This window comes from Leucobacter allii (assembly GCF_022919155.1).
GTDB lineage: Bacteria > Actinomycetota > Actinomycetes > Actinomycetales > Microbacteriaceae > Leucobacter > Leucobacter allii.
Map to the genome: position 1 here is coordinate 2839075 of NZ_CP095045.1, position 20311 is coordinate 2859385.

Below are 20311 nucleotides of genomic sequence, written 5' to 3' on the forward strand. Positions count from 1 at the left end.
GAGGAAGACGGCGGCCCCCGACTCACCGAGTCGGGGGCCGCCGTCGTTGCACCCGGACCTCCGCGGCACCGATCCTCCGCGCATCCGAATCCTCCGCGCGCCCGCAGCATCCATCCAGCGCGGTCCGCCAGGCTGGGGCGCATGACCCTCCCCGCCCCGCCGGCCGGCCGCGCCCGCTTCATCGGCGTCGATCTCGCGCGCTTCCTCGCGATCGCGGGCATGATGGCGGCCCACCTCGTCACGATCGTCGAGTGGGATCCGGCCATCACCCCCTCGGCCCAGGCCGCCGCGGACGTCGCGAACGCGCTCACGGAGGGCATCGCGGCGCCGCTCTTCGCGGTGCTCGGCGGCGTCAGCTCCGTGTTCGCGACGGGCGGCCTGCTGCGGGATCGGCGCCCGGGGAGCGCGATCGCCGCGGTCGCGGTCCGCGGGGTCCTGCTCCTCCTCCTCGGACTGCTGCTCGGGCAGATCGAGAACCCGGTCGTGGTCGTGCTCGCCTACTACGGCACGGCGATGATCCTCGTCGCCCCGCTCATCGCGGCGCGCGGCTGGGTGATCGGCGTCGTGATCGCGGCGCTCACCGCCGCCGGCGGCGCCGTGAACGCCGCCGTGCGGCTCGGACTCCGCGTCGCCGATTACGAGGGCCGTGCGGTCTCCTTCGACACCTTCTCGACGGACGCCGGCGAGGCCGTCCGCGCGCTCCTCATCACCGGCATCTATCCGGCGATCACCTGGGCGGCGTACCTGCTCATCGGCGTGCTCGTCGGCCGGCTCCTCGTCGCGGCGGGCCGGCGCCGGCGCCTCGCGCGGGACGCGAGCCTGCTCGCCGTCGGAGGCGCGGTGCTCGCCGCGCTCGCCCACGCGGCATCCGCGGCGGTGCTCGCCGCAATGCCCGCGCGACTGCTCGGCGATCCGGTCGGCGCGCTCGGCGTGCTCGGATCGCTCGGGTCGCTCGGCGCGGACCCGTCCTCGGACGGGCGTCTCTCCGCCGAGGCGGCGGAGCGGCTCATGGAATCGGCGCACGGCGCGCCGCCCTCGGCGGAGCTGTGGGCGCAGCTACTGGCGATCCCGCATTCGGGCTCGCCGATGGACATCCTCCGCACGGCAGGCATCGCCTGCGCGATCATCGGGTTGCTGGTCCTGCTGTGCGACCGCGACGCGCCGCGGTCGGGCCCCCGCGCCCCCTGCGCCCCCGGGGGCGCCGGTGCCCGCCTCCTCGAGCCGGTGCGCGCCGCGGGCGCGGCCCCGCTCACCATCTACACCCTGCACGTGCTCGTCACCGGGTGGCTGCTCGGGCCGTTGATGACCGATCCGACCGCCTTCGCCGACGGCTTCCCCTGGTGGGTGGCCGGCACCGGAGCCTTCGCCCTGCACCTCGCGGGGGCGCTCGCGATCGGCGCGCTGCTCGCGGCCCTCGGCAAACGGGGTCCGCTGGAGGCGCTCCTCTCCGGCACGGTCCGGCTCGTCGTCCGCCCGTGAGGGGCTACCCTCGGCGCCCGCGCGTCACTACGCTGGGCGACATGAGCGAGCTCGATCTCATCCCCGCCGGCACCGTCTTCACGCCCGAGCAGATCACGCACTACGCGGAGCCCGAGGCGCGCTCGCTCGAGGACGCGATCCGCGACGCCGATCTGCTCGTGAGCACCCCGCACTCGGGCGCGGCGATCCCCGAGGAGCTCGCGGAGTTCCTCTCCCCCGAGCTCACCCGGCGGCTGCAATACGACTTCAGCGACGTCGCCACGGCGGCCGTGGTGCGGCGCTGGGCCGAGATCGACCCGCGCATCGTCGCGGTCGTCAACCCGCACCCCCGCCTCGTGCGCGACCCGAACCGCGCCAAGCCCGCGGACGTGCGCGCCGATCTCGCCGCCGCCATCGAGCGCGTGCGCGACGCGGGGCCCTGGCAGCCGGTCGACCTCGCCGGCGTCGACGCGATCCGCCCCGTCACCTTCTCGTTCTTCCCGATCCTCGAGATCCCTCGGAGCGCGGACGGACTCGCGCGCCTCGTCGACGCCTTCGCCGCCGCGGCCGCCCAGGGGCTCGAGGTCTACGAGCGCACCCGCGACGCCCTCACCGAGCGCTTCGTCGCACAGGGGCTCGCGCACGGCGGGGTCTTCACGCGGCTCTCGTTCCACGACACCATGAACACGACGACGACGCGCGACGGCGCGGTGAACGTCGCGAGGGCCGAGGCGGACCGCCTGCCCGCGGTGGTCGCGCTCTCCAACCGCGGCGACGCCCGCGGCGAGGCGCGCGCCCTGCCCGAGGGCGCGGCCGCCGATCCGCCCACCCTGGACCCCGCGGCGCTCCGCGCGCTCGCGGAGGCGCATCGCGCGGGCTTCGCGGTCGAGGATCCCGCGGCGGTGGCCCTGAACCGGCCGTATCTCGGCAGCCAGGAGATCCTCGCGGACGGTCGCCGCTTCCGCGCCATCGCCGGTGAGGCCGAGGCCGCCGGGCTCCGCCTCGGCGCCGTGCAGGCCGAGTTCCTCCGCGAGTACCTGCTCGGCCCCGCCGCGACGGCCGAACTGCACGAGCCTGGCACGGAGTGGGTGTCCGAGGATCCGGCTCGCGTCGACGCCCTCGCCCACGCCTGCCGGCGCGCCTGGGACGCCGTACGCGGCTGACGCGCCTCGGATCCCGTCGGGCTCAGCCGCCCCAGATCACGCCGAACAGGGCGCCGACCGCGATGGTCGCGACCGCCAGCACGAGCGTCGGCACGAAGAAGGAGTGGTCGACGAGCTTCGTGCCGAGCTTCGTGCTGCCCGAGGTGTCGAAGTTCGCCGCCGCGATCTGCGAGCCGTTGGTCGGCAGCAGGTAGATGCCGGCGAAGGCGCCCGCCCACATGCCCGAGAGCAGCCCGAGCGGGATCCCGGCCGCGAGCCCGATCGGCACGATCGTCCGGGTCGCCGTCGACTGGCTGGTCGTGAGCACGCACACGAGGAAGACGCCGAGCGCGAAGATCCACGGCGCCGCCGTGACGAGCCCGCCGACGCCGTCCGCGATGAGATCGGTGTGCGCCCCGAGGAAGGTGTCGGTGAGCCAGGCGAGGCCGAAGAGCGCGATCGCCGAGACCATGCCGGCCCGGAACACCGTCATCGTCGGGATCTCCGCCACCTTCGGGCGCGAGATCAGCAGGATGAGCGTGCCGGCGACGAACATCACCACCTCGATGATCGGCGTCATGCTGATGGGGTCGCCCGCCGCGTCGAGCGGGCGGAGTCCCTTGAACAGGCCGAAGACCACGATCGCGGCCACGCCGAGCAGGAACACGATCGCCGCGTTCCGCCCCGCTGACGTGACCGTGACCGCGGCGCGCACCTCCTGCGCGTCGGCGTGCGGCGCCTCGAGCTCGCCCGAGGCGATTCGCTTCTGGATCTCGGGATCGTCCGCGATGTCCTTCCCGAGGCGGTTCACCACGAAGCTCGAGATCACGATGCCGACGATCGCGGCGGGGATCGTGACCTTGAGGATGTCGATGAGCTCGAAGTTCCACGGCGCCGTGTCCGTGAGCGTCACCATCGCCGCCATCGCCGCCGAGACCGGGCTGCAGGCGAGCGCGACGCCCGTGGAGACGACCGAGAGCGACAGGGGCCGCGACGGCCGGATCCCGTTGCGGTAGGCCAGGTCCTGGATCACGGGGAGCAGCGGGTAGAGGATGTTCGAGGTGCCGGCGCCGACCGAGAACAGGAACGAGACGAGCGGTGCGACGAGCGTGATCTGCTTCGGACTGCGCGCGATGAGCTTCGCCGCGATCGACACCATCCAGTCGATGCCGCCCGCCGCCTGCATCATCGAGGAGGCAAGCACGACGACGAGCACGATGAGCAGCGCGTCGACGGGCGGATCCCCCGGCGCCAGGCGGAACACGAAGACGAGGATCGCCACGCCCGTGCCGCCCCACAGGCCGAGTCCCACCCCGCTCGACCGCGTCCCCATCACGATGCACCCGAGCACGACCAGCAGCTCGGTGATGAACAGCGCCGTTTCCATCCGCGTCCCCCAGTCCCCCGGTCCCCGACCGATGCGTTCCCCGTCAGCGTAACCAGATCCCGGCGCCGCGCATAGCCTTTCGAGTGTGACGCCGCTTTACCGGGCGGTTCGCGCGGCGGACGCGCCCGCGGGATCATGGGGGGCATGACCGACCCCGCCTGTCCCCTCCCCGACGCCGAGCGCGATCCCGGCGGGGTACCGTTCGCGGAGCTCGCGCCGGAGCGCCTGCGGGCGGAGCGCAGCAGCATCAAGTGGCGCCGATTCCCCGAGGACGTGCTGCCGCTGTTCGTCGCGGAGATGGACTTCCCCGTCGCCGGGGTCGTGCAGCAGGCCATCGTCGACCGGGTGCGGGCCTCGGACACCGGCTATCTCGACGGGCCCGGGGGGCTCGCGCCGGCCTTCGCCGGGTTCGCGCGTGATCGCTGGGGCTGGGACGTGCCGGCGGAGCGGATCCACCTCGCCACGGACGTCGCGACGGGCATCGTGGAGTCGCTGCGCGCGTTCCTGCCGCGCGGCGGCCGGATCATCGTGCCGACGCCGGCGTACCCGAGCTTCTTCGAGATGCTGGACGAGGTGCCGTTCGAGGTCGTCGAGATCCCGCTGGCGGAGCGCTCGGGGGACGACGGCGCGCCCCGCGTCCGGCTCGACCTCCCCGCGATCGCCCGCGCCTTCGCCGAGGCGCCCGGCATCGACGCCTTCCTGCTGTGCAATCCGCACAACCCCCACGGACTCGTGCATGCCTCGGAGGAGCTCGCGGAGCTCGCACGGCTCGCCGCGGCGCACGACGTGCTCGTCGTCTCGGACGAGATCCACGCGCCCCTGAGCTTCGCCGGCGTCGCTTTCACCCCCTTCGCCCCGCTCGCCGCGGCCGCCGGGGCGCTGTCCGTGACCGCGACCTCGGCGAGCAAGGGCTGGAACCTCGCCGGGACGAAGTGCTCGGTGCTCGTGGCCGCAGACGACCGCGCGAACGCGACGCTCCGCGCGCTGCCCCCGGAGGTCGCGTGCCGCTCGAGCATCCTCGGCCTCCACGCCGGGGTCGCCGCATTCCGGGACGCCCGCGACTGGCTCGACCGGGCCGTCGCGCAGTTCGAGGCGAACGACCGGCTGCTCGCCGGGCTCGTGGCCGAGCGGCTGCCCGGCGTCCGCTACACACGGCCCCGCGCCGGCTACCTCGCCTGGCTCGACTTCCGCGACGCCGGGCTCGGCGCCGACCCCTGCTCCCGGATCCTCCACGAGGCGCGCGTGGCGCTAAACGACGGGGCGCACTTCGGCGCGGGCGGCGCCGGCCACGTCCGGCTGAACCTCGCCTGCGCCCCCGACACGATCCGGCGCGCGATCGACCGCATCGCGGCGATCCTGCCGGGCACGCCGGCCGCGACCGCTGCCGATCGCGCCCCCGCTGCCGACCGCGTCGCCGATCCCGCTCCCGCCCGCGTCGCCGATCCCCTCGACGCCCCGACCGTCACCGATCCGGAGTCCGCACGATGACCTCCTCCGCCCTCGAGCCCGCCGCCCCCATCACCGACTGGGAGGGCTTCGCGTTCGATACCCGCCAGGTGCACGCCGGCGAGTACCCGGATCGGAACACCGGGCTGCGCGTGCCCCCGATCGCGCTGTCCGCCGGGTACGTCTTCGAGGACTTCGACGATCAGGTGGAGCGCTTCGCGGGCACCCCGGCGCGGCCAGGCGGCGCCTTCCCCGGGGACGCGGCCGCCACGCCCGGAGCGATCTACTCCCGCCAGGGCAATCCCACGAACGCGGTCGCCGAGGAGCGGCTCGCCTCCCTCGAGGGCGGCACCGTGGCGGTCGCCGTCTCGAGCGGTCAGGCCGCGATCTCCTCCGCGCTGTTCGCGCTCGCCCAGCACGGCGACCGCATCGTCTCGACCGCCTCCATCTACGGCGGCACGCGGATCCTCTTCGGGCGCAGCTTCCAGCGCTTCGGGATCGACGTCGACTACGTCTGGGACGCGGACGACGACGCCGAGTGGGAGCGCGCCATCCATCCGAACACCCAGGCGATCTACGCCGAGACGATCCCGAACCCGCGCAACGACGTCACCGACCTCCGGCGCATCGCGGAGGTCGCTGCGCGCCACCGGCTGCCGCTCGTCGTCGACAACACCGTCGGCACGCCCGCGCTCATCCGCCCCTTCGAGCACGGCGCCGACATCGTCGTGCACTCCACCACGAAGTTCCTCACCGGGCACGGCGCCGCGGTGGGCGGTGCGATCGTCGACGGGGGGCGCTTCGACTGGGAGGCCGCCGAACGCGCCGGCCGATCCTACCCACTCATCACCGCGGCGCCCCGACCCGGGCTGGGGTCGATGCTCGACCGCTTCGGCGCCGGCGCCTACGCGCGCGCCGTGCGCGAGGCCGTCGTCAACGACATCGGCCCCGCGCTCTCCCCCTTCAACGGCTTCCTGCTGCACCAGGGCATGGAGACGCTGTCGCTCCGCATGGAGCGGCACGTCGACTCCTCGCTCGCGATCGCGGCGTGGCTCGAGGCGCAGCCCGAGGTCGACTCGGTGGACTACGCCGGGCTCCCCGCGCACCCCCTGCACGGCATCGCGCAGCGGGACTACGGCGGCCGCACGGGCTCCGTCTTCGGGGTCACCGTCCGCGGCGGCATCGAGGGCGCCCGCGCCTTCGTGAACGGGCTCCGGGTGTTCTCCCGGATGACCGGCATCGGCGACACCCGCTCCATGGTGATCCACCCGCTCACCTCGACGCACGCGAGCTTCGCGCCCGAGATCAGCGAGCGGCTCGGGATCGGGCCCGGCCTGCTCCGGCTCTCCGTCGGGCTCGAGTCCGCGGACGATCTGATCCGCGATCTCCGCGCCGGCCTCGACCGGGTCGCCGCCCGCTAGCCCGGCTCCCCGCCCGCCTCCCGCTCACCTTCCTCCCGCTCACCTTCCTCCCGCTCACCGCGTCCCACCCGACCCTCCCATCCCTCCCCCGGCTCACTCGCACGTCAGTCGTTGCGACTTGGCGGGCGGCGAAGTCGCAACGACTGACGTGCGAGGAGCGGGGTCAGGGCGGGATGGGGCAAACGGGTGGGGCGGGACGGGGTGGAGTGGGACGGGCGCGGCGCGGGATCAGCGGGCGCCGGGGAGCGCGGCGCGGGCCGCCGCCACGGCCTCCTCGCTCGCGGCGTAGCCGTGCTCCGGACCGGGGAACGCGCGCGAGCGGACCTCGGCCGCGTACGCCGCCACCGCGGTCGCCATGTCGTCGCCGATCGCGGCGTAGCGCTTCACGAACTTCGCGGCGCGGCCCTCCGTGATGCCGAGCAGGTCGTGCAGCACGAGCACCTGCCCGTCCGCGTCTCCCGCGCCGATGCCGATGATCGGGATCGCGAGCGCCTCGCGCAGCACCGCAGTGAGCTCGGCGGGCACCGCCTCGACGACGAGGCAGAAGGCACCGGCCGCCTCGACGCCGAGCGCCTCGGCGACGAGCCGTTCGGCGCTCGCGGTGGTGCGCCCCTGCGCCCGCAGCCCGCCGAGGGCCGTCGCCGTCTGCGGAGTGAGGCCGATGTGCCCGACCACGGGGATGCCCGCCTCGACGATGGCGCGGATGCGGCTCAGACGCGAGGCGTTGCCGCCCTCGAGCTTCACCGCATCGGCGCCCGCCTCCTTCAGGAAGCGCACGGAGCTCGCGACGGCCTGCGCGTCGGATTCCTCGGTCGCGCCGAACGGGAGGTCGCAGACGACGAAGGCGGTTTCGGTGCCGCGGCGCACCGCGCGCGCGAGCACGAGCATCTCGTCCGTCGTCACGGGCACCGTCGCATCGTAGCCGAGCACGACCTGCGCGCCCGAGTCGCCGACGAGCACCATGTCGACGCCCGCGCGCTCGGCGGCGCGCGCGCCCGGATGGTCGTAGGCGGTGACCATCACGATGGCTTCGCCCGCGGCCTGCTTCTCGAGGAGCTGCGGGATGGAGATGCGGGTCATGTCAGGGCTCCTTCGTCGGTGTGCGGGGGATCGTCTCGGCATCGGAGTCGGCCGTCGCGCCGGCGCCGAGGAGGACGTTGTCGATGAGCCGGACCTCGCCGACCCGCGCGGCGACCGCGCACAGCACCGGGCCGTCGAGCCGTTCGCGCGGCGCGAAGCTGTCGGGGTCGACGAATGCCAGGTACTCGGCCGAGACGCCCGAGGCGATGAGGATCTCCTCGCCCCGCGCGAAGAGCTCCGCGGTGCGGGTCTCCCCGAGCAGCGCGGCGGACGCGATGGCCTCGAGCGCCCGCGGGATCGCGAGCGCCCGCGAGCGCTCCTCGGGGCTGAGCCTCACGTTGCGGCTCGAGCGCGCGAGACCGTCGTCGTCCCGCGAGGTCGGGCAGCCGACGATGCGGGTCGGGATCCCGAGATCGGCGACCATCCGCCGCACGACGCGCAGCTGCTGGGCGTCCTTCTCCCCGAAGTAGGCGGCGTCGGGGAGCGCGGCGAGCAGCAGCTTCGTGACGATGGTCGCCATCCCGTCGAAGTGCGCCGAACCGCGCACGGCGCCCTCGAGGGTCGCGGTGAGCGGTCCCTCCACGTGCACGCCGGTCGCATGCCCCTCGCGGTACATCTCGGCGGCCTCCGGGGCGAAGAGGAGATCGACGCCGGCCCGCTCCGCGAGCGCGGTATCCCCCGCCTCCTGCCGCGGATAGGCCGCGAGATCGGCGGCCTCCGTGAACTGCGTCGGGTTCACGAAGATCGACATCACCACGACGTCGTCGTTCCGGCGCGCGGCCCGGACGAGCGAGAGGTGCCCCTCGTGCAGCGCTCCCATGGTGGGCACGAGACCGACGGTCGCGGCGGGGCGCACGGCGCGCGCCTCCCGGAGCTCGGCCCGCAGTGCGGCGACGGTGCGGACGATCTTCACGGCTGCTCCTCGGGAGGTCGGGATCCGGTGGTTCCGGCTGCGGGATCGGCGCGCTCCGGATCGTTCGGCCCGGGATCGCGCCGTGCGGCCAGGCGGCGCGTCGCGGCGACGAGCGCGTCCACGAGGGACGCGTCCTCGGGCAGGCGCTCGCGGACGGCCGTCAGCTGACGGGCGACCGTTCCCTCGTCGCCACGGGCGATCGGCCCGGTGAGCGCCCGCGAACCGCCCGCCCCCGCCCAGTTGCGCAGCGCGGCCCCGGCGAGCGGCAGGAGCGCGGCGCGGGGCACTCCGGCCGACGCCGCGAGCCGCTCGGCCAGGTCCTCGAGCACCACGAGGAAGTTCGCGGAGACCGAGGCCGCGGCGTGGTATGCGGCCCGGTCGCGGTCCTCGACGCGAAACGTGGTGAGCCCGAGGAGCGCCGCCAACCGCTCGGCGACGGCGAGCGCCTCGGGGCTCGCGCCGTCCACTGCGGCGTGCGCCCCGGCGAAGACACCGGCGCCGACCCCCTCGGTCACGCTGTGACCGCCGGTCACACCGCCCCCCTCGGTCACGCTGAGCAGCGGATGCAGCGAGAACGCGGCGTGCGGGGCGAGCGGGGCGAGGGTCGTGATGCCGGAGCAGTGCCCGACGAACGGACCCGGCGTGAGGCGCGCCGCCGCATCGGCGATCGCCGCGTCGGGCACGGCGAGCAGGATCGCGTCGGGCGGCGCGCCCTCGCTCGGCCAGTCCCAGCCGCGCCCCGCCGGCGCGGCGACGTCCGCCCCCGCGGCGACGAGCGCGGCCGCGAGCGCCGCCCCCATGCGGCCCCGTCCGACGATACGGATGCGCATGATCGGGCTAGAGCTCGAGCCCGTAGAGGTTCGGCTCGGGAGCCAGGATCACGCCGAACTCCTGCTGCACCCGCTGCACGACGAAGCGGGCGAGCTGGGCGACGTCGTCGGCGGTCGCCGCCCCGCGGTTCGTGATCGCGAGCGTGTGCTTGTCGGAGATCGCGGCCCCCGAGCCGGGCAGACGGAATCCATGGCGCACGCCGGCGTGCTCGATGAGCCACGCCGCCGAGAGCTTCACCTGCCGTTCCGGCGCCGGCGCGGGGATCCGGAGGGGGTGCCCCATCGCGAGCTCCGCGAAGCTCGTCACGGCGGGTCCCTCCTCGGCGCGTCCCGCGGGCTGCACGGGGAAGCGCGGCGCGCCCTCCGGCAGCGTCCGGGCGAAGTGCTCGCTCACGATGGGGTTCGTGAAGAAGGAGCCGGAGCTCCAGCTGTCGTGATCCTCCGGGTCGAGCACCATCCCCTTGGAGGCGCGCAGCCGCAGCACCGAACTGCGCAGCTCCCGGATCGGCACGCGGTCGCCGACCGTGACGCCGAGGGCGTCGGCGAGCTGACCGTAGAACACGGGCGCCGAGAGGATCGGCGCCTCCGCGTCCCCGCCCGCGTCCCCGCGGGCGCCCGCGGACTCCGCGGCGCCGTCGGCGAGCAGCAGATCGATCGAGAGCACGACGCCCGCCATCCCCTGCTTGATAGCCGAGTCGCGGTAGCCCAGCCCGAGCTCCGCGGCCGGGATGCGGCGCACCTCGCCGAGCTCGCGGTCGAGGAACTCGATGGAGTGGAGCACGTCGGAGAGCTCCTGCCCGTACGCGCCGATATTCTGCACGGGGGCGGCGCCGGCGAGGCCGGGAATCCCCGAGAGCGCCTCGACACCCGACCAGCCGCGGTCGACGCAGGCGGCCACGAGGTGATCCCAGTCGTGTCCGGCCTGCACGCGCAGCCGGATCCGCCCCGGCGCGAGGTCCGGATCGGCGATCGGGGCCGCGCCCGTATTCCGCACGAGCAGCACGGTGCCGGGGAAGCCGTCGTCGTGGACGACGGTGTTCGAGCCGCCCCCGAGGAGCAGCCACGGCTCGCCCGCCTCCCAGAGCTCCAGCGCGCGAGAGACGAGATCCTCGCCGCTGCGGGCGACGAGGATCCGCTCCGCGCGGCCGCCCACGCGCATCGTGGTGAGCTCGGCGAGCGGGGTCCCGTCGCCGATCGGCTCGGGGACGATGTCGGGGAAGGACGGCGTCGCGTCGGTCATGCGAACGCGGCCACGAGCTGCGCCTTGCCGAGGACCGTGGCGCCGTCGAAGACGACCTTCAGGTCGATCCGAGCCGTGCGGGCCTCGGCGTCGATCGCGCCGACGGTCGCCGTGACCGCGAGCACCGCCCCGACCTCGGCGCCGACGGGGACCGGGCGGGTGAAACGGGACTGGAAATCCCGCACGCTCGCCGCTCCTCCGAAGGTCTCGGCGAGCCAGTCGGTCGCGACGGATCCCGCGACGCCCATCGTGAGCATGCCGTGCGCGAGCACGCCGGGCAGTCCGACGTCGGCCGCGACGTCGTCGCGGTAGTGGATCGGGTTGAAGTCGCCCGAGGCGCCCGCGTAGCGGACGAGCCGGTCGCGGGTGAGCGTCAGCTCGCGCTCGGCGACGACGGCTCCGGTCTCGAGGCTCTCGAACGCGCTCATGCCGCCTCCTCCCCGCGGACCACGAGCGTGGAGATCGCGGTCACCACGTGGGCGCCGGCCGCGTCGACGATGTCGCTGGACGCCGTGACCATCGAGTGGCCTCCGAGCTGCTTCACCGCGGCGATGGTGAGCGTCGCGGTGAGCTCGTCCCCGGCCACGATCGGTCGCGAGTAGCTGAACCGCTGGTCGCCGTGCACGACGCGGGAGAAATCGACTCCGGCGTCCTCGTCGGCGAGCAGCTGCGCGAGCGTCGACTCCTGCACCACCACGACGAAGGTCGGGGGCGCCACGACGTCCGAGTACCCGGCGTCGCGGGCGGCCGCGGGGTCGAGGTGGATCGGCGACGCGCTGAGCACGGCGCGCGCGAACTCGCGCACCTTCTCGCGGCCGACGAGGTAGGGAGCGGTCGGGGGGTACACCCGGCCCTGGATCTCTGCATTCACCACGCCGCCAGTCTACAGAGCGGGCGTGCCGCGGGGTGGTCCGACCGTTTGCACGGGGCGCGGCGCGTGGACGGCGGGCGCGACGCGCACCCGCGCCGCGATCACTTCCCGAACAGCCCGCCCAGAAGGTCCCCGAGCCCGCCGGAGGCCTGGCCGTCGCGCTTCCCCGATCCGGCCGATCCGCCGCCGAGGAGACCGCCCAGCACGTCCCCGAGCCCGCCGGCTCCGGAGGATCCCGATCCCTTCGCGTCGCCGCCGCCGAGGAGCCCTCCGAGCAGGTCGCCCAGCACCCCGCCGACCCCGCCGGCGGCAGAGGAGGATCCCGCGGCGACCGTGCCGCCGCCCGCGCCGCCGAGCTTGCCCGCGAGGAACTGCATGACGAGCGGGGCGAGGATCGGCAGCAACTGCGGGATGAGGTCCGCGATGGCGGAGCTGCCCGACTGCTTGCCCAGCGCGAGCGCGACGTCCTGCTCCTTGTCCCCGAGCACGTGCTTCACGATCTTCTTGCCGTCCTCGGTGTCGATCGCGTCGAGGGAGAGCTTGCCCGCCGAGGCGGAATGCCGCTCGGCCGCGCCGGCGAGCCGCGCGGCGCCCTCGTCGTCCGAGGCGTTGACGGCCATGCCGCCGAGCAGCCCCGGAAGCGCCTGGCGCACCGCGGCCTCGACCGTGGCCTCGTCGGTGCCGAAGCGCTCGGCCAGCTCGCCGACCGGCACCTGCTCGAGAAGACGGGAAAGATCGGCTGCATTGCTCATCGTGGCTCCTCGCTGCTCGTCGCCGCGGGCCCGAACGGGTCGTCCCGCCGGAGCGGCGCGGCTCCGCCGTGAATCGGCGGATCGATCTCAGCGTAGCGAGCGGAGCCGGGCGAGGGAATAGCGGGCGCACGCCGATCCGCGCGCCTCCGGGCCCGCGGGCGCCGCAGTCGCTTCCGGCAACGATCCGCGAAAAGGTTTGTGGGATATATCCAAGGCGTCGCCCCCGCTCTCGAATAGGCTGTAATCCATGTCGCGCATTCGTAAAGTGCTCATCGCCAACCGCGGTGAGATCGCCGTCCGTATCATCCGCGCCGCCGCAGACAGCGGCATCGCCTCGGTCGCGGTCTACGCAGACCAGGATCGCGACGCGCTGCACGCGCAGCTCGCCGACGAGGCCTACGCGCTCAACGGCACCACGAGCGCCGAGACCTACCTCGTCATCGACAAGATCCTCGGCGTCGCCCGCCGTTCGGGCGCGGACGCCGTGCATCCCGGCTACGGCTTCCTCGCCGAGAACGCCGACTTCGCGCGCGCCGTCATCGACGCGGGCCTCATCTGGATCGGCCCGGGCCCCGAGGCCATCGAGCGCCTCGGCGACAAAGTCTCCGCGCGCCATGTGGCGGAGCAGGTGGGCGCTCCGCTCGCCGCCGGCACGAGCGACCCGGTGCGGGACGCCTCCGAGGTGCTCGCCTTCGCCGACGAGGTCGGCCTGCCGATCGCCATCAAGGCGGCGTTCGGCGGCGGCGGGCGCGGGCTGAAGGTCGCCTACCAGCGCGAGGAGGTCGCGGAGCTCTTCGAGTCGGCCACCCGCGAGGCCGTCGCGGCGTTCGGCCGCGGGGAGTGCTTCGTCGAGAAGTACCTCGAGAAGCCCCGCCACGTCGAGACGCAGTGCCTCGCCGACGCCCACGGCAACGTCGTCGTAGTCTCGACGCGGGACTGCTCCCTGCAGCGGCGCCACCAGAAGCTCGTCGAGGAGGCGCCGGCGCCATTCCTCACCGCGGAGCAGAACGAGCGGCTCTACTCGGCGTCGAAGGCGATCCTCAAGGAGGTCGGCTACGTCGGCGCCGGCACCTGCGAGTTCCTCGTCGCGAAGGACGGCACGGTCTCCTTCCTCGAGGTGAACACGCGCCTCCAGGTCGAGCACCCGGTCTCCGAGGAGGTCACGGGGCTCGACCTCGTGCGCGAGCAGTTCCGGATCGCGGAGGGCGGGGTGATCGACTACGCCGATCCTGTGCCGCACGGCCACTCCTTCGAGTTCCGTCTGAACGGCGAGGATCCGGGCAACGGCTTCCTCCCCGCCCCCGGGCCCGTGACCGTCTTCCAGCCGGCCTCGGGTCCCGGCGTGCGCGTCGACTCCGGCGTGGCCGCGGGGGACGTCGTCTCCGGCGCCTTCGACTCGATGCTCGGCAAGCTCATCGTCACGGGCGCGAGCCGGGAGGAGGCGCTCGAGCGCTCCCGCCGCGCGCTCGAGGAGTTCGAGGTGCAGGGCCTGCCGACGGTGCTCCCGTTCCACCGCAAGATCGTCCGCGATCCCGCGTTCACCGCGCCCGACGGGCGCTTCGGCGTCTACACGCTGTGGATCGAGAGCGAGTTCGAGAACGACATCGAGCCCTGGGAGGGCGAGGTGCCGCCCGTCTCGCAGGATCCGAAGCGCCAGACCGTGGTCGTGGAGGTCTCGGGCCGCCGCGTCGAGGTGACGATGCCGGCGACGCTGCTGCCGCTCGTCGATCAGGAGGTCACCCGGGGGCCGGCGCCGAAGCGCGCCAAGGGCGCCGGCGTGGCCGGGGCGGCCGGGGACTCGATCGCGGCGCCGATGCAGGCGACCGTGGTGAAGCTCGCGGTCGATGAGGGGCAGGAGGTCGCCGAGGGCGATCTCGTCGCCGTCCTCGAGGCCATGAAGATGGAGCAGTCGCTCTACGCGCACCGCTCCGGCGTGGTCGCGGGCATCGATGCGCCCATCGGTCAGACGGTGCCGAACGGGCACGTGCTGCTGAGCATCGTCGATCCCGCCTGAGCGGGCCGCGCCTCAGAACACCCAGCTGCCGCCCGCGGCGATCGGCCACGACCAGGCGGTCGCCGCCCGGGCGAGAGCCGCGTGCGATCCGTCGGCGACGTCGACCAGCCCGGCTTGCGCGAGCGCGGCGAGCGACACCGTGCCGAGGTGCGCCGCGCCGAGCTCACGGATGTCGAGGCGCAGCTCGGCGGGGTCCTCCGAACGGGCGACCTCGGCCCGTCCCGACGCGTCGACGCGCACGCGCCAGCGGCCGGCGTTGGCCGGGATCAGCGCGTCCGTCACCTCGAGGACGACGTCGGCGGGCGCCGCGTATCGGCGCCCGGCGAGCGCCCGGGGCAGATCGAGGATGCGGATCCACTGCAGATCCCGCGTCGTCGGCATCGCCGCGCGCGCATCCACGAGGAGCGAGAGGATCGGATCGTCGACGGGCAGCGGGCCGGCTTCGATCCGCGCCATGAGATCGAGGTCGAGCAACACGGACCAGAGCCGGTGCGCCGCCGCGGCGTCGAGCGCCACCGCGTCGCGCACCTGCACCGTGCCGTCGGCGACGTCGCGGTTCCAGGCGCTCTTGCGCCGGAATCGCGCGTAGCCGCGGGGTTCGCCCGCGGCGTTGGTGATGAGGAGCAGGCGCTGCGCCTCGAGCCCCTGGCGCAGCGCGGGCGGATCCTGATCCTGCGCCCGCCGCAGCTCGGGGGTCTCCCAGCTCGCCCAGCCCGGCCGGCCGATGCCCTCGGGCACCCGCGCGTAGGCGCGGTGCAGCCGGGCGACCACCGGACCGTGCCGCGCGGCGTCCCACTCGTGCATCTCCACCGCAAGGGCCGCGGACCCCGCGATCGGGCGCAGCGCCGCACCGCGCGGGATGGTGAGCGAGACCTGGGGCGCCGCCATGCCGTAGCCGAAGCGCCCGTAGATGGCGGCCTCCGCTGCGGTCAGGCCCGAGATCGCCTCGCCGCGCTCCAGGCAGTCGGCGAAGTGGTGCGCGATCATCTCCCGCAGCAGTCCGCGGCGGCGGTGCCCGGGGTGCACGCCGACCCAGGTCAGCCACCCGCACGCGGTCTCGGCCCCGGGAACCGGGTAGGCGGAGAGCGCGTACGCGCCGTACATCGCGGCGAGGCCCGGCGCGGAGCCGCCGTGCTCGACGCCCCACACGCGCCCCCACGGGAGCGGCTGCTCGAGCCGGAGGAGCTCGTCGAACGCCACCTCCGTCGGGAAGGCCCAGGCGTCGAGCGCGATCACCTCGCGCAGCCGGGAATCGTCGTCGAGCCGGGTGAGGCGGTAGCCGTCGGGGAGGGTCATATCTCCAGTATCCCGGACGCCGGCGCGGGAATAGGCCGGGACGGGATCGGGTTGGACCCGGTATGTCTCCGACCCCGCTCTCGATCCTGGACCTCGCCACCGTCGAAGCGGACGGCAGCATCGCCGACGCCTTCCGTCACTCGGTCGACGTCGCGCAGCTCGCGGAGCGGAGCGGCTACGCGCGGGTCTGGTACGCCGAGCACCACAACATGCCGTCGATCGCCTCGAGCGCGACGTCGGTGCTCATCGCGCACATCGCCGCCCGCACCGAGACGATCGGGCTCGGCGCCGGCGGCGTGATGCTGCCGAACCACTCCCCACTGGTGATCGCCGAGCAGTTCGGCACGCTCGCGGAGCTGCATCCCGGCCGCATCCACCTCGGTCTCGGCCGGGCACCCGGCAGCGACGGCGCCACCTTCCGCGCGCTCCGCCGCACGATGCAGGCCGCCGACAGCTTCCCGCAGGACGTCGTCGAACTGCAGCGCTACCTCTCGGACGAGCTGCCCCGCACCGCGGTGAACGCCTATCCGGGCCGGGGCACCGGCGTCCCCCTCACGATCCTCGGATCGAGCCTCTTCGGCGCGAATCTCGCGGCGCAGCTCGGCCTGCCGTATTCCTTCGCCTCGCACTTCGCCCCGCAGCTGCTGCGGAACGCGGTGCAGCACTACCGCGACAACTACGTGCCGAGCACGGCCCACCCGGAGCCCTATGTGAGCGCGGGGGTGAACGTCGTCGCCGCCGACACCGATGCGGAGGCCGAGGCGATCTTCGCCCGTGCCGAGCTCGACCGGGTGCGCCGGTTCCTCTCGCGGGGCCGCGAGCAGGAGCTGACCGCCGACGAGGCGGCCGCGCTCTTCGACACGCCCGCCGGCGTGCAGATCCGCGAGATGCTGCACTACACCGCGATCGGCGGACCCGAGCGCGTGCGCGAGGAGCTCGAGGCGTTCGCCGCGCACGCCGGCGTCGACGAGCTCGTCACCGTGCACGCCGCGCCGACGCGCGCCGAGCAGCTCGCCTCGGTGCGCATCGCCGCGCCGGGGGCCTGACGCGGCATCGAGGACGCCGCGCGGTTCTCGGCGGAGCGCGTCGGCGCCCGATGTCTGCGCCGGGAGTCCACAGAGCGCGTCGGCGCCCGATGCCCGGCGCCACCCGCGTGCGTCGGTATCCGTGAGACGCCCCGCGGGTGCATCCGCCAGCAGTGTTGCGGCAGCGTCGCCGCATCCGCGAGGGTACCCCGCCGCCTCGGGACGTGCCACCCCCTGTGCGCGCGCCCCGGAGCCGGGGATCCTGGAAGCGGATGCCCGGAAGCGCATCCGTGACGGGAGGAATGATGGACGAGCAGTTGCCCGACGCCGTCGAGCGGGCGGCGAAGCAGGCCGAGGAGATCCTCGAGGATCCGCGCGAGGAGGATCCCGAACGCGCGCCCTCCGAGCCAGACGACGGCTCGGCCGTCGAGGACGCGCAGAGCGATCCCGATGGGACGCAGCCCCGCCGGCGCGGTGAGGAACCCGTCGACAATCTGGAGTGACGCAGCGCGGCGGAGGGACCATCCGTCGCGGCCGCGGGACGAGGGATCCGCGCATAAGAAATGCACAGTCCGAGTAAAACTTGGACTATGCTCACCATTATGCGTCGCCTCATCACCGGCATCGTCGCCGGACTCGCCCTCGTCTTCGGCGGCATCCTCGCCGCCGCCCCCGCCCAGGCCGCCACGGTCACGTGGGACGGCACCCTCAGCGACGGGGATGCGAGCTGGCAGCGGCCGTCATGCACCGGAGTCGGCCCGAACATCGAGTGGTTCGACACGCAGGATCTCAGCGTCGACACCGACGGCGTGTACACGTTCCAGATGCTCGCCCAGGCGCCGCTGCCGCCGAGCGGCACGGGCGCCGACGGGTACTTCCTCCTCTACGCAGCCCCGTTCGATCCCGCCGCCCCGCTCACCAACTGCATCGCGTCGGACGACGACAGCGGCGGCGGCTGGCTGCCGCGCATCGTCACAGAGCTCGCAGCGGGCGACTACGTGCTCGTGACGACCCAGTGCTGCGACGGCATCACGCCGGATCAGGCCATGAGCTACACGAATCAGGTCACCGGGCCCGGAGACATCCGACTGACGCACCGCGCCCCCGGTTCCGTGCAGATCTCGCCCGCGGCGGCGGCGATCCCCGCGGGCGAGGACCTCGCGCAGCTCGTGGTCGCCCTCTCCGAGCAGCCGAGCGCCGATGTGACGATCCCGCTCACGAGCTCCGATCCTGCGCTCCTCGCCGTCCCCGCCTCGGTGACCATCCCGGCCGCGGAGTGGGAGGACGGCGCGACGTTCGAGGTCGCGCGGCTCGCCGCCGTGACCGTGGATACGACGGTGAGCGTGGAGACGGGACTCACCACCAGCGCGGATCCCCGGTTCTCCGGGCTCGAGGTCGCGGATGTCCCGGTCACCCTGGACGCGCGGCTCGCGACGACGACCGCGCTCGAAGCGGATCCGGCCACCGTCACCATCGGCGAGGCCACGGCGTTCACGGCGACGGTCGACCGGGCGGGCGCCACCGGCGACGTCGAGTTCTTCGACGGGGGCGATTCGCTCGGGAGCGCCCCGCTCGTCGACGGCACGGCGACGCTCGATGCGGTCGTCCTCCCCGTCGGTCCGCGCTCCGTCACCGCGACGTACGCCGGCGACGCCGCTCACGCGGCCTCGGCCTCGGATCCGGTGATCGTCACGGTCGAGCGCGCCGCGAGCACGACGACGCTCGCGCTCGCGGAATCGTCGATCGTCGTCGGGGAGGACGCCGCGCTCGACGTCTCGGTGAGCGGCGCGGCGCCGAGCGGCGAGGTCGCGATCCTCCGGGACGGCGACCCCGTCGGCACGGTCGCCGCCGGCACGGCGACGACGCTCGTCCTCGCGGACCTGCCGGTCGGCGAGCACCGCTTCACCGCCGAGTACGCGGGAGACGCGCAGAACCTCGGTTCCGCTTCCGAGGCGGTCGTGCTCACGGTCGCGCCCGCCGTCCTGCCGCCGACGCCGGGGAAGCCCGAGACGCCCGCAGCACCGGCGCCCGCTCTGCCGGGAACCCCGACCGCGCTCGTCGCGACCGGCGCCGGGCCCGGCGGTCCGCTCGCCGCGGCCGGACTCGTGCTCGCGGCGGCCGGCGCGATCCTGCTCGCGCACCGGCGCCGGACGCGCCTGCACTGACGCCGCGGCGGCGCGGACCGCGGTGCGCCCCGCGCGCCCCTTTGCCTTCCCGCACCGCCCCCGCGGTGCGCCCCGTGCGCCCCTTTGCCTTCCGCCCCCGCTTCGCTCCCCACTCCCTTTCCCGCTTCGCTCCCCCGATCACGATCCGGGTCACTCGGGAAGGGTGTGCAAAGCGCGCACAGTGCCGCGCCGACCCGGATCCGGGCGCCGCGGTGCCCCGAATGGGCGCACCACCGCTCGCCCCCGGTCACCCCGTTCGCATCCCATTCGCCCCACCCTCGCTATCCCCCCCCCACGATCCGGGTCACTCGGGAAGGGTGCGCGCTCCGGGAACCCTGCCGAACCGACCCGAATCCTGCTCGGAATCGGCCCGCACCGGACCGGATCCAGCACTCGGGCAGGTTCCGCCCCGGCGCCACCGTAGGCTGACGGCATGCACGCTCCGACCTCTCGGCGACCGCTCGCCCTCGCGATCGGCGCCGTGCGGCTCGCCGTCGGGCTCGCCGTGATGGCCACCCTCGGATACGCCTACGCACTCGGCGTCGCGGCGGGGGAGCCCAATCCCTTCGACTACTTCGGCTACTTCACGAATCTGACGAGCCTCCTCACCGGCGGCGTGTGGATCGCGATCGGCGCGCGCGGCATCGCCGGGCTGCCGCTCCCGCAGAGCGCGAACATCGTGCGCGCCGGCGGCGTCGCCTGCATGCTCGTCGTGGGCGTCGTGTACAACACGCTCGTTCCGGGAACGGGGTCGGCGCCGCCGTGGGTGAGCATCTCGCTCCACGTCGCCTTCCCAGCGCTCGTTGCGCTCGATTGGCTCCTCGTCGGAGATCGGGCGCCCCTCCCCTGGCGGCTCTGGTGGATCGTGCTGCCCTACCCGCTGCTGTGGCTCGCGGTCGTGCTCACGCGCGGTGTCACCGACGGCTGGGTGCCGTACGGGTTCCTGCTGCCGGCGCACGGCACGGCGTCGCTCGCGGCGCACGTGGCCGGGCTCTGCGCCGCGCTCATCGCGCTCGGGCTGCTGGTGTGGTGGGCGAGCCGCTTCCCCGGAGTCCTGGATCGGGCCGCAGAACGCAGTCGTCCCGAGCGCGGATCGCTCGGAGCGATGCCGCACTCGGGACGAGTGGCGGAGGATGGGGGATTTGAACCCCCGAGGGCGTGAACCCAACACGCGTTCCAGGCGTGCGCCATAGGCCGCTAGGCGAATCCTCCTCACTGGTCGAAACCAGCGTCGCCCAGTCTAGCGGGTTCCGCGCTGCGATCCGAATCGG

18 protein-coding genes and 1 tRNA gene are annotated in these 20311 nt (G+C 74.0%); 9 read left to right on the forward strand and 10 right to left on the reverse strand.

Annotation, left to right across the window (positions count from 1 at the left end; all coding sequences use genetic code 11):
• Positions 1-141: 141 nt before the first annotated feature.
• Positions 142-1479: a heparan-alpha-glucosaminide N-acetyltransferase domain-containing protein gene (locus MUN78_RS13110; RefSeq protein WP_244726981.1), complete on the forward strand. Its 1338-nt coding sequence runs from the start codon at positions 142-144 to the stop codon at positions 1477-1479.
• Between the two features lie 41 nt (positions 1480-1520).
• Complete coding sequence (locus MUN78_RS13115) at positions 1521-2621, forward strand: N-formylglutamate amidohydrolase (protein WP_244726983.1); 1101 nt, start codon at positions 1521-1523, stop codon at positions 2619-2621.
• Positions 2622-2643: 22 nt separating this feature from the next.
• On the opposite strand, the gene MUN78_RS13120 is transcribed toward MUN78_RS13115, so the two are convergent.
• Entirely contained in the window at positions 2644-3987 is a 1344-nt protein-coding gene (locus MUN78_RS13120; RefSeq protein WP_244690536.1) for an anaerobic C4-dicarboxylate transporter, read from the reverse strand.
• A gap of 144 nt (positions 3988-4131) precedes the next feature.
• Between MUN78_RS13120 and MUN78_RS13125 the strand changes: the two genes are divergently transcribed.
• Entirely contained in the window at positions 4132-5475 is a 1344-nt protein-coding gene (locus tag MUN78_RS13125) for a MalY/PatB family protein (protein ID WP_244726985.1), read from the forward strand.
• Positions 5472-6854 carry an O-acetylhomoserine aminocarboxypropyltransferase/cysteine synthase family protein gene (locus MUN78_RS13130; RefSeq protein WP_244726986.1) on the forward strand — a complete coding sequence of 461 codons (1383 nt, stop codon included), beginning with the start codon at positions 5472-5474 and terminating at the stop codon, positions 6852-6854. The genes MUN78_RS13125 and MUN78_RS13130 overlap by 4 nt, the downstream gene beginning before the upstream one ends.
• A gap of 228 nt (positions 6855-7082) precedes the next feature.
• Here MUN78_RS13130 and panB read toward each other — a convergent pair whose 3' ends face one another.
• From panB to MUN78_RS13165, 7 genes are all read right to left on the reverse strand, one after another.
• A complete protein-coding gene (gene panB / locus MUN78_RS13135; protein ID WP_244726988.1) occupies positions 7083-7934 on the reverse strand; it encodes a 3-methyl-2-oxobutanoate hydroxymethyltransferase in 852 nt (283 codons plus the stop codon).
• 1 nt (position 7935) lies between these two features.
• Positions 7936-8847 (reverse strand): pantoate--beta-alanine ligase, encoded by a 912-nt coding sequence (gene panC, locus MUN78_RS13140; RefSeq protein WP_244726990.1) that lies wholly within the window; start codon positions 8845-8847, stop codon positions 7936-7938.
• Positions 8844-9677 carry a DUF2520 domain-containing protein gene (locus MUN78_RS13145; RefSeq protein WP_244726992.1) on the reverse strand — a complete coding sequence of 278 codons (834 nt, stop codon included), beginning with the start codon at positions 9675-9677 and terminating at the stop codon, positions 8844-8846. The genes panC and MUN78_RS13145 overlap by 4 nt, the downstream gene beginning before the upstream one ends.
• A 7-nt stretch (positions 9678-9684) precedes the next feature.
• On the reverse strand, positions 9685-10917 hold the full coding sequence (locus MUN78_RS13150; RefSeq protein WP_244726993.1) for a UDP-N-acetylmuramate dehydrogenase: 1233 nt from the start codon (positions 10915-10917) through the stop codon (positions 9685-9687).
• A complete protein-coding gene (locus MUN78_RS13155) occupies positions 10914-11345 on the reverse strand; it encodes a MaoC/PaaZ C-terminal domain-containing protein (RefSeq protein ID WP_244726996.1) in 432 nt (143 codons plus the stop codon). The genes MUN78_RS13150 and MUN78_RS13155 overlap by 4 nt, the downstream gene beginning before the upstream one ends.
• Entirely contained in the window at positions 11342-11791 is a 450-nt protein-coding gene (locus MUN78_RS13160; RefSeq protein ID WP_244726998.1) for an FAS1-like dehydratase domain-containing protein, read from the reverse strand. Before MUN78_RS13160 ends, MUN78_RS13155 begins: the two co-directional genes overlap by 4 nt.
• Positions 11792-11889: 98 nt before the next feature.
• Positions 11890-12540, reverse strand: coding sequence for a DUF937 domain-containing protein (locus tag MUN78_RS13165; protein ID WP_244727000.1), 651 nt, complete (start codon positions 12538-12540; stop codon positions 11890-11892).
• Between the two features lie 247 nt (positions 12541-12787).
• Between MUN78_RS13165 and MUN78_RS13170 the strand changes: the two genes are divergently transcribed.
• Complete coding sequence (locus tag MUN78_RS13170) at positions 12788-14554, forward strand: acetyl/propionyl/methylcrotonyl-CoA carboxylase subunit alpha (protein ID WP_244690554.1); 1767 nt, start codon at positions 12788-12790, stop codon at positions 14552-14554.
• Between the two features lie 12 nt (positions 14555-14566).
• On the opposite strand, the gene MUN78_RS13175 is transcribed toward MUN78_RS13170, so the two are convergent.
• Entirely contained in the window at positions 14567-15850 is a 1284-nt protein-coding gene (locus MUN78_RS13175) for a GNAT family N-acetyltransferase (RefSeq protein WP_244727002.1), read from the reverse strand.
• A gap of 62 nt (positions 15851-15912) precedes the next feature.
• Here MUN78_RS13175 and MUN78_RS13180 point away from each other — a divergent pair, with 62 nt between their 5' ends.
• The 4 genes from MUN78_RS13180 to MUN78_RS13195 all read left to right on the forward strand — a co-directional run bounded on the left by MUN78_RS13180 (position 15913) and on the right by MUN78_RS13195 (position 20202).
• Positions 15913-16896, forward strand: coding sequence for an LLM class flavin-dependent oxidoreductase (locus MUN78_RS13180; protein ID WP_244727003.1), 984 nt, complete (start codon positions 15913-15915; stop codon positions 16894-16896).
• A gap of 251 nt (positions 16897-17147) precedes the next feature.
• Positions 17148-17378, forward strand: coding sequence for a hypothetical protein (locus MUN78_RS13185; RefSeq protein WP_244727005.1), 231 nt, complete (start codon positions 17148-17150; stop codon positions 17376-17378).
• 87 nt (positions 17379-17465) lie between these two features.
• Positions 17466-19040: an Ig-like domain-containing protein gene (locus tag MUN78_RS13190; protein WP_244727007.1), complete on the forward strand. Its 1575-nt coding sequence runs from the start codon at positions 17466-17468 to the stop codon at positions 19038-19040.
• A 433-nt stretch (positions 19041-19473) separates the two neighbouring features.
• The gene (locus tag MUN78_RS13195; RefSeq protein WP_244727009.1) at positions 19474-20202 is read left to right on the forward strand and encodes a Pr6Pr family membrane protein; all 729 of its coding nucleotides are present in this window, start codon (positions 19474-19476) and stop codon (positions 20200-20202) included.
• Here the strand turns inward: MUN78_RS13195 and MUN78_RS13200 are convergent.
• Positions 20165-20252, reverse strand: a tRNA-Ser gene (locus MUN78_RS13200). The two genes, MUN78_RS13195 and MUN78_RS13200, sit on opposite strands and share 38 nt — an antisense overlap.
• Positions 20253-20311 lie beyond the last annotated feature (59 nt).

Coding starts and splice junctions, on each gene's coding strand:
- MUN78_RS13125 (WP_244726985.1), top strand. CDS start 4,132: ATGACCGACCCCGCCTGTCCCCTCCCCGACGCCGAGCGCGATCCCGGC.
- MUN78_RS13120 (WP_244690536.1), bottom strand. CDS start 3,987: ATGGAAACGGCGCTGTTCATCACCGAGCTGCTGGTCGTGCTCGGGTGC.
- MUN78_RS13165 (WP_244727000.1), bottom strand. CDS start 12,540: ATGAGCAATGCAGCCGATCTTTCCCGTCTTCTCGAGCAGGTGCCGGTC.
- MUN78_RS13115 (WP_244726983.1), top strand. CDS start 1,521: ATGAGCGAGCTCGATCTCATCCCCGCCGGCACCGTCTTCACGCCCGAG.
- MUN78_RS13190 (WP_244727007.1), top strand. CDS start 17,466: ATGCTCACCATTATGCGTCGCCTCATCACCGGCATCGTCGCCGGACTC.
- MUN78_RS13180 (WP_244727003.1), top strand. CDS start 15,913: ATGTCTCCGACCCCGCTCTCGATCCTGGACCTCGCCACCGTCGAAGCG.
- MUN78_RS13195 (WP_244727009.1), top strand. CDS start 19,474: ATGCACGCTCCGACCTCTCGGCGACCGCTCGCCCTCGCGATCGGCGCC.
- MUN78_RS13155 (WP_244726996.1), bottom strand. CDS start 11,345: ATGAGCGCGTTCGAGAGCCTCGAGACCGGAGCCGTCGTCGCCGAGCGC.
- MUN78_RS13150 (WP_244726993.1), bottom strand. CDS start 10,917: ATGACCGACGCGACGCCGTCCTTCCCCGACATCGTCCCCGAGCCGATC.
- MUN78_RS13175 (WP_244727002.1), bottom strand. CDS start 15,850: ATGACCCTCCCCGACGGCTACCGCCTCACCCGGCTCGACGACGATTCC.
- MUN78_RS13130 (WP_244726986.1), top strand. CDS start 5,472: ATGACCTCCTCCGCCCTCGAGCCCGCCGCCCCCATCACCGACTGGGAG.
- panB (WP_244726988.1), bottom strand. CDS start 7,934: ATGACCCGCATCTCCATCCCGCAGCTCCTCGAGAAGCAGGCCGCGGGC.
- MUN78_RS13145 (WP_244726992.1), bottom strand. CDS start 9,677: ATGCGCATCCGTATCGTCGGACGGGGCCGCATGGGGGCGGCGCTCGCG.
- MUN78_RS13185 (WP_244727005.1), top strand. CDS start 17,148: ATGCCCGGAAGCGCATCCGTGACGGGAGGAATGATGGACGAGCAGTTG.
- MUN78_RS13170 (WP_244690554.1), top strand. CDS start 12,788: ATGTCGCGCATTCGTAAAGTGCTCATCGCCAACCGCGGTGAGATCGCC.
- MUN78_RS13110 (WP_244726981.1), top strand. CDS start 142: ATGACCCTCCCCGCCCCGCCGGCCGGCCGCGCCCGCTTCATCGGCGTC.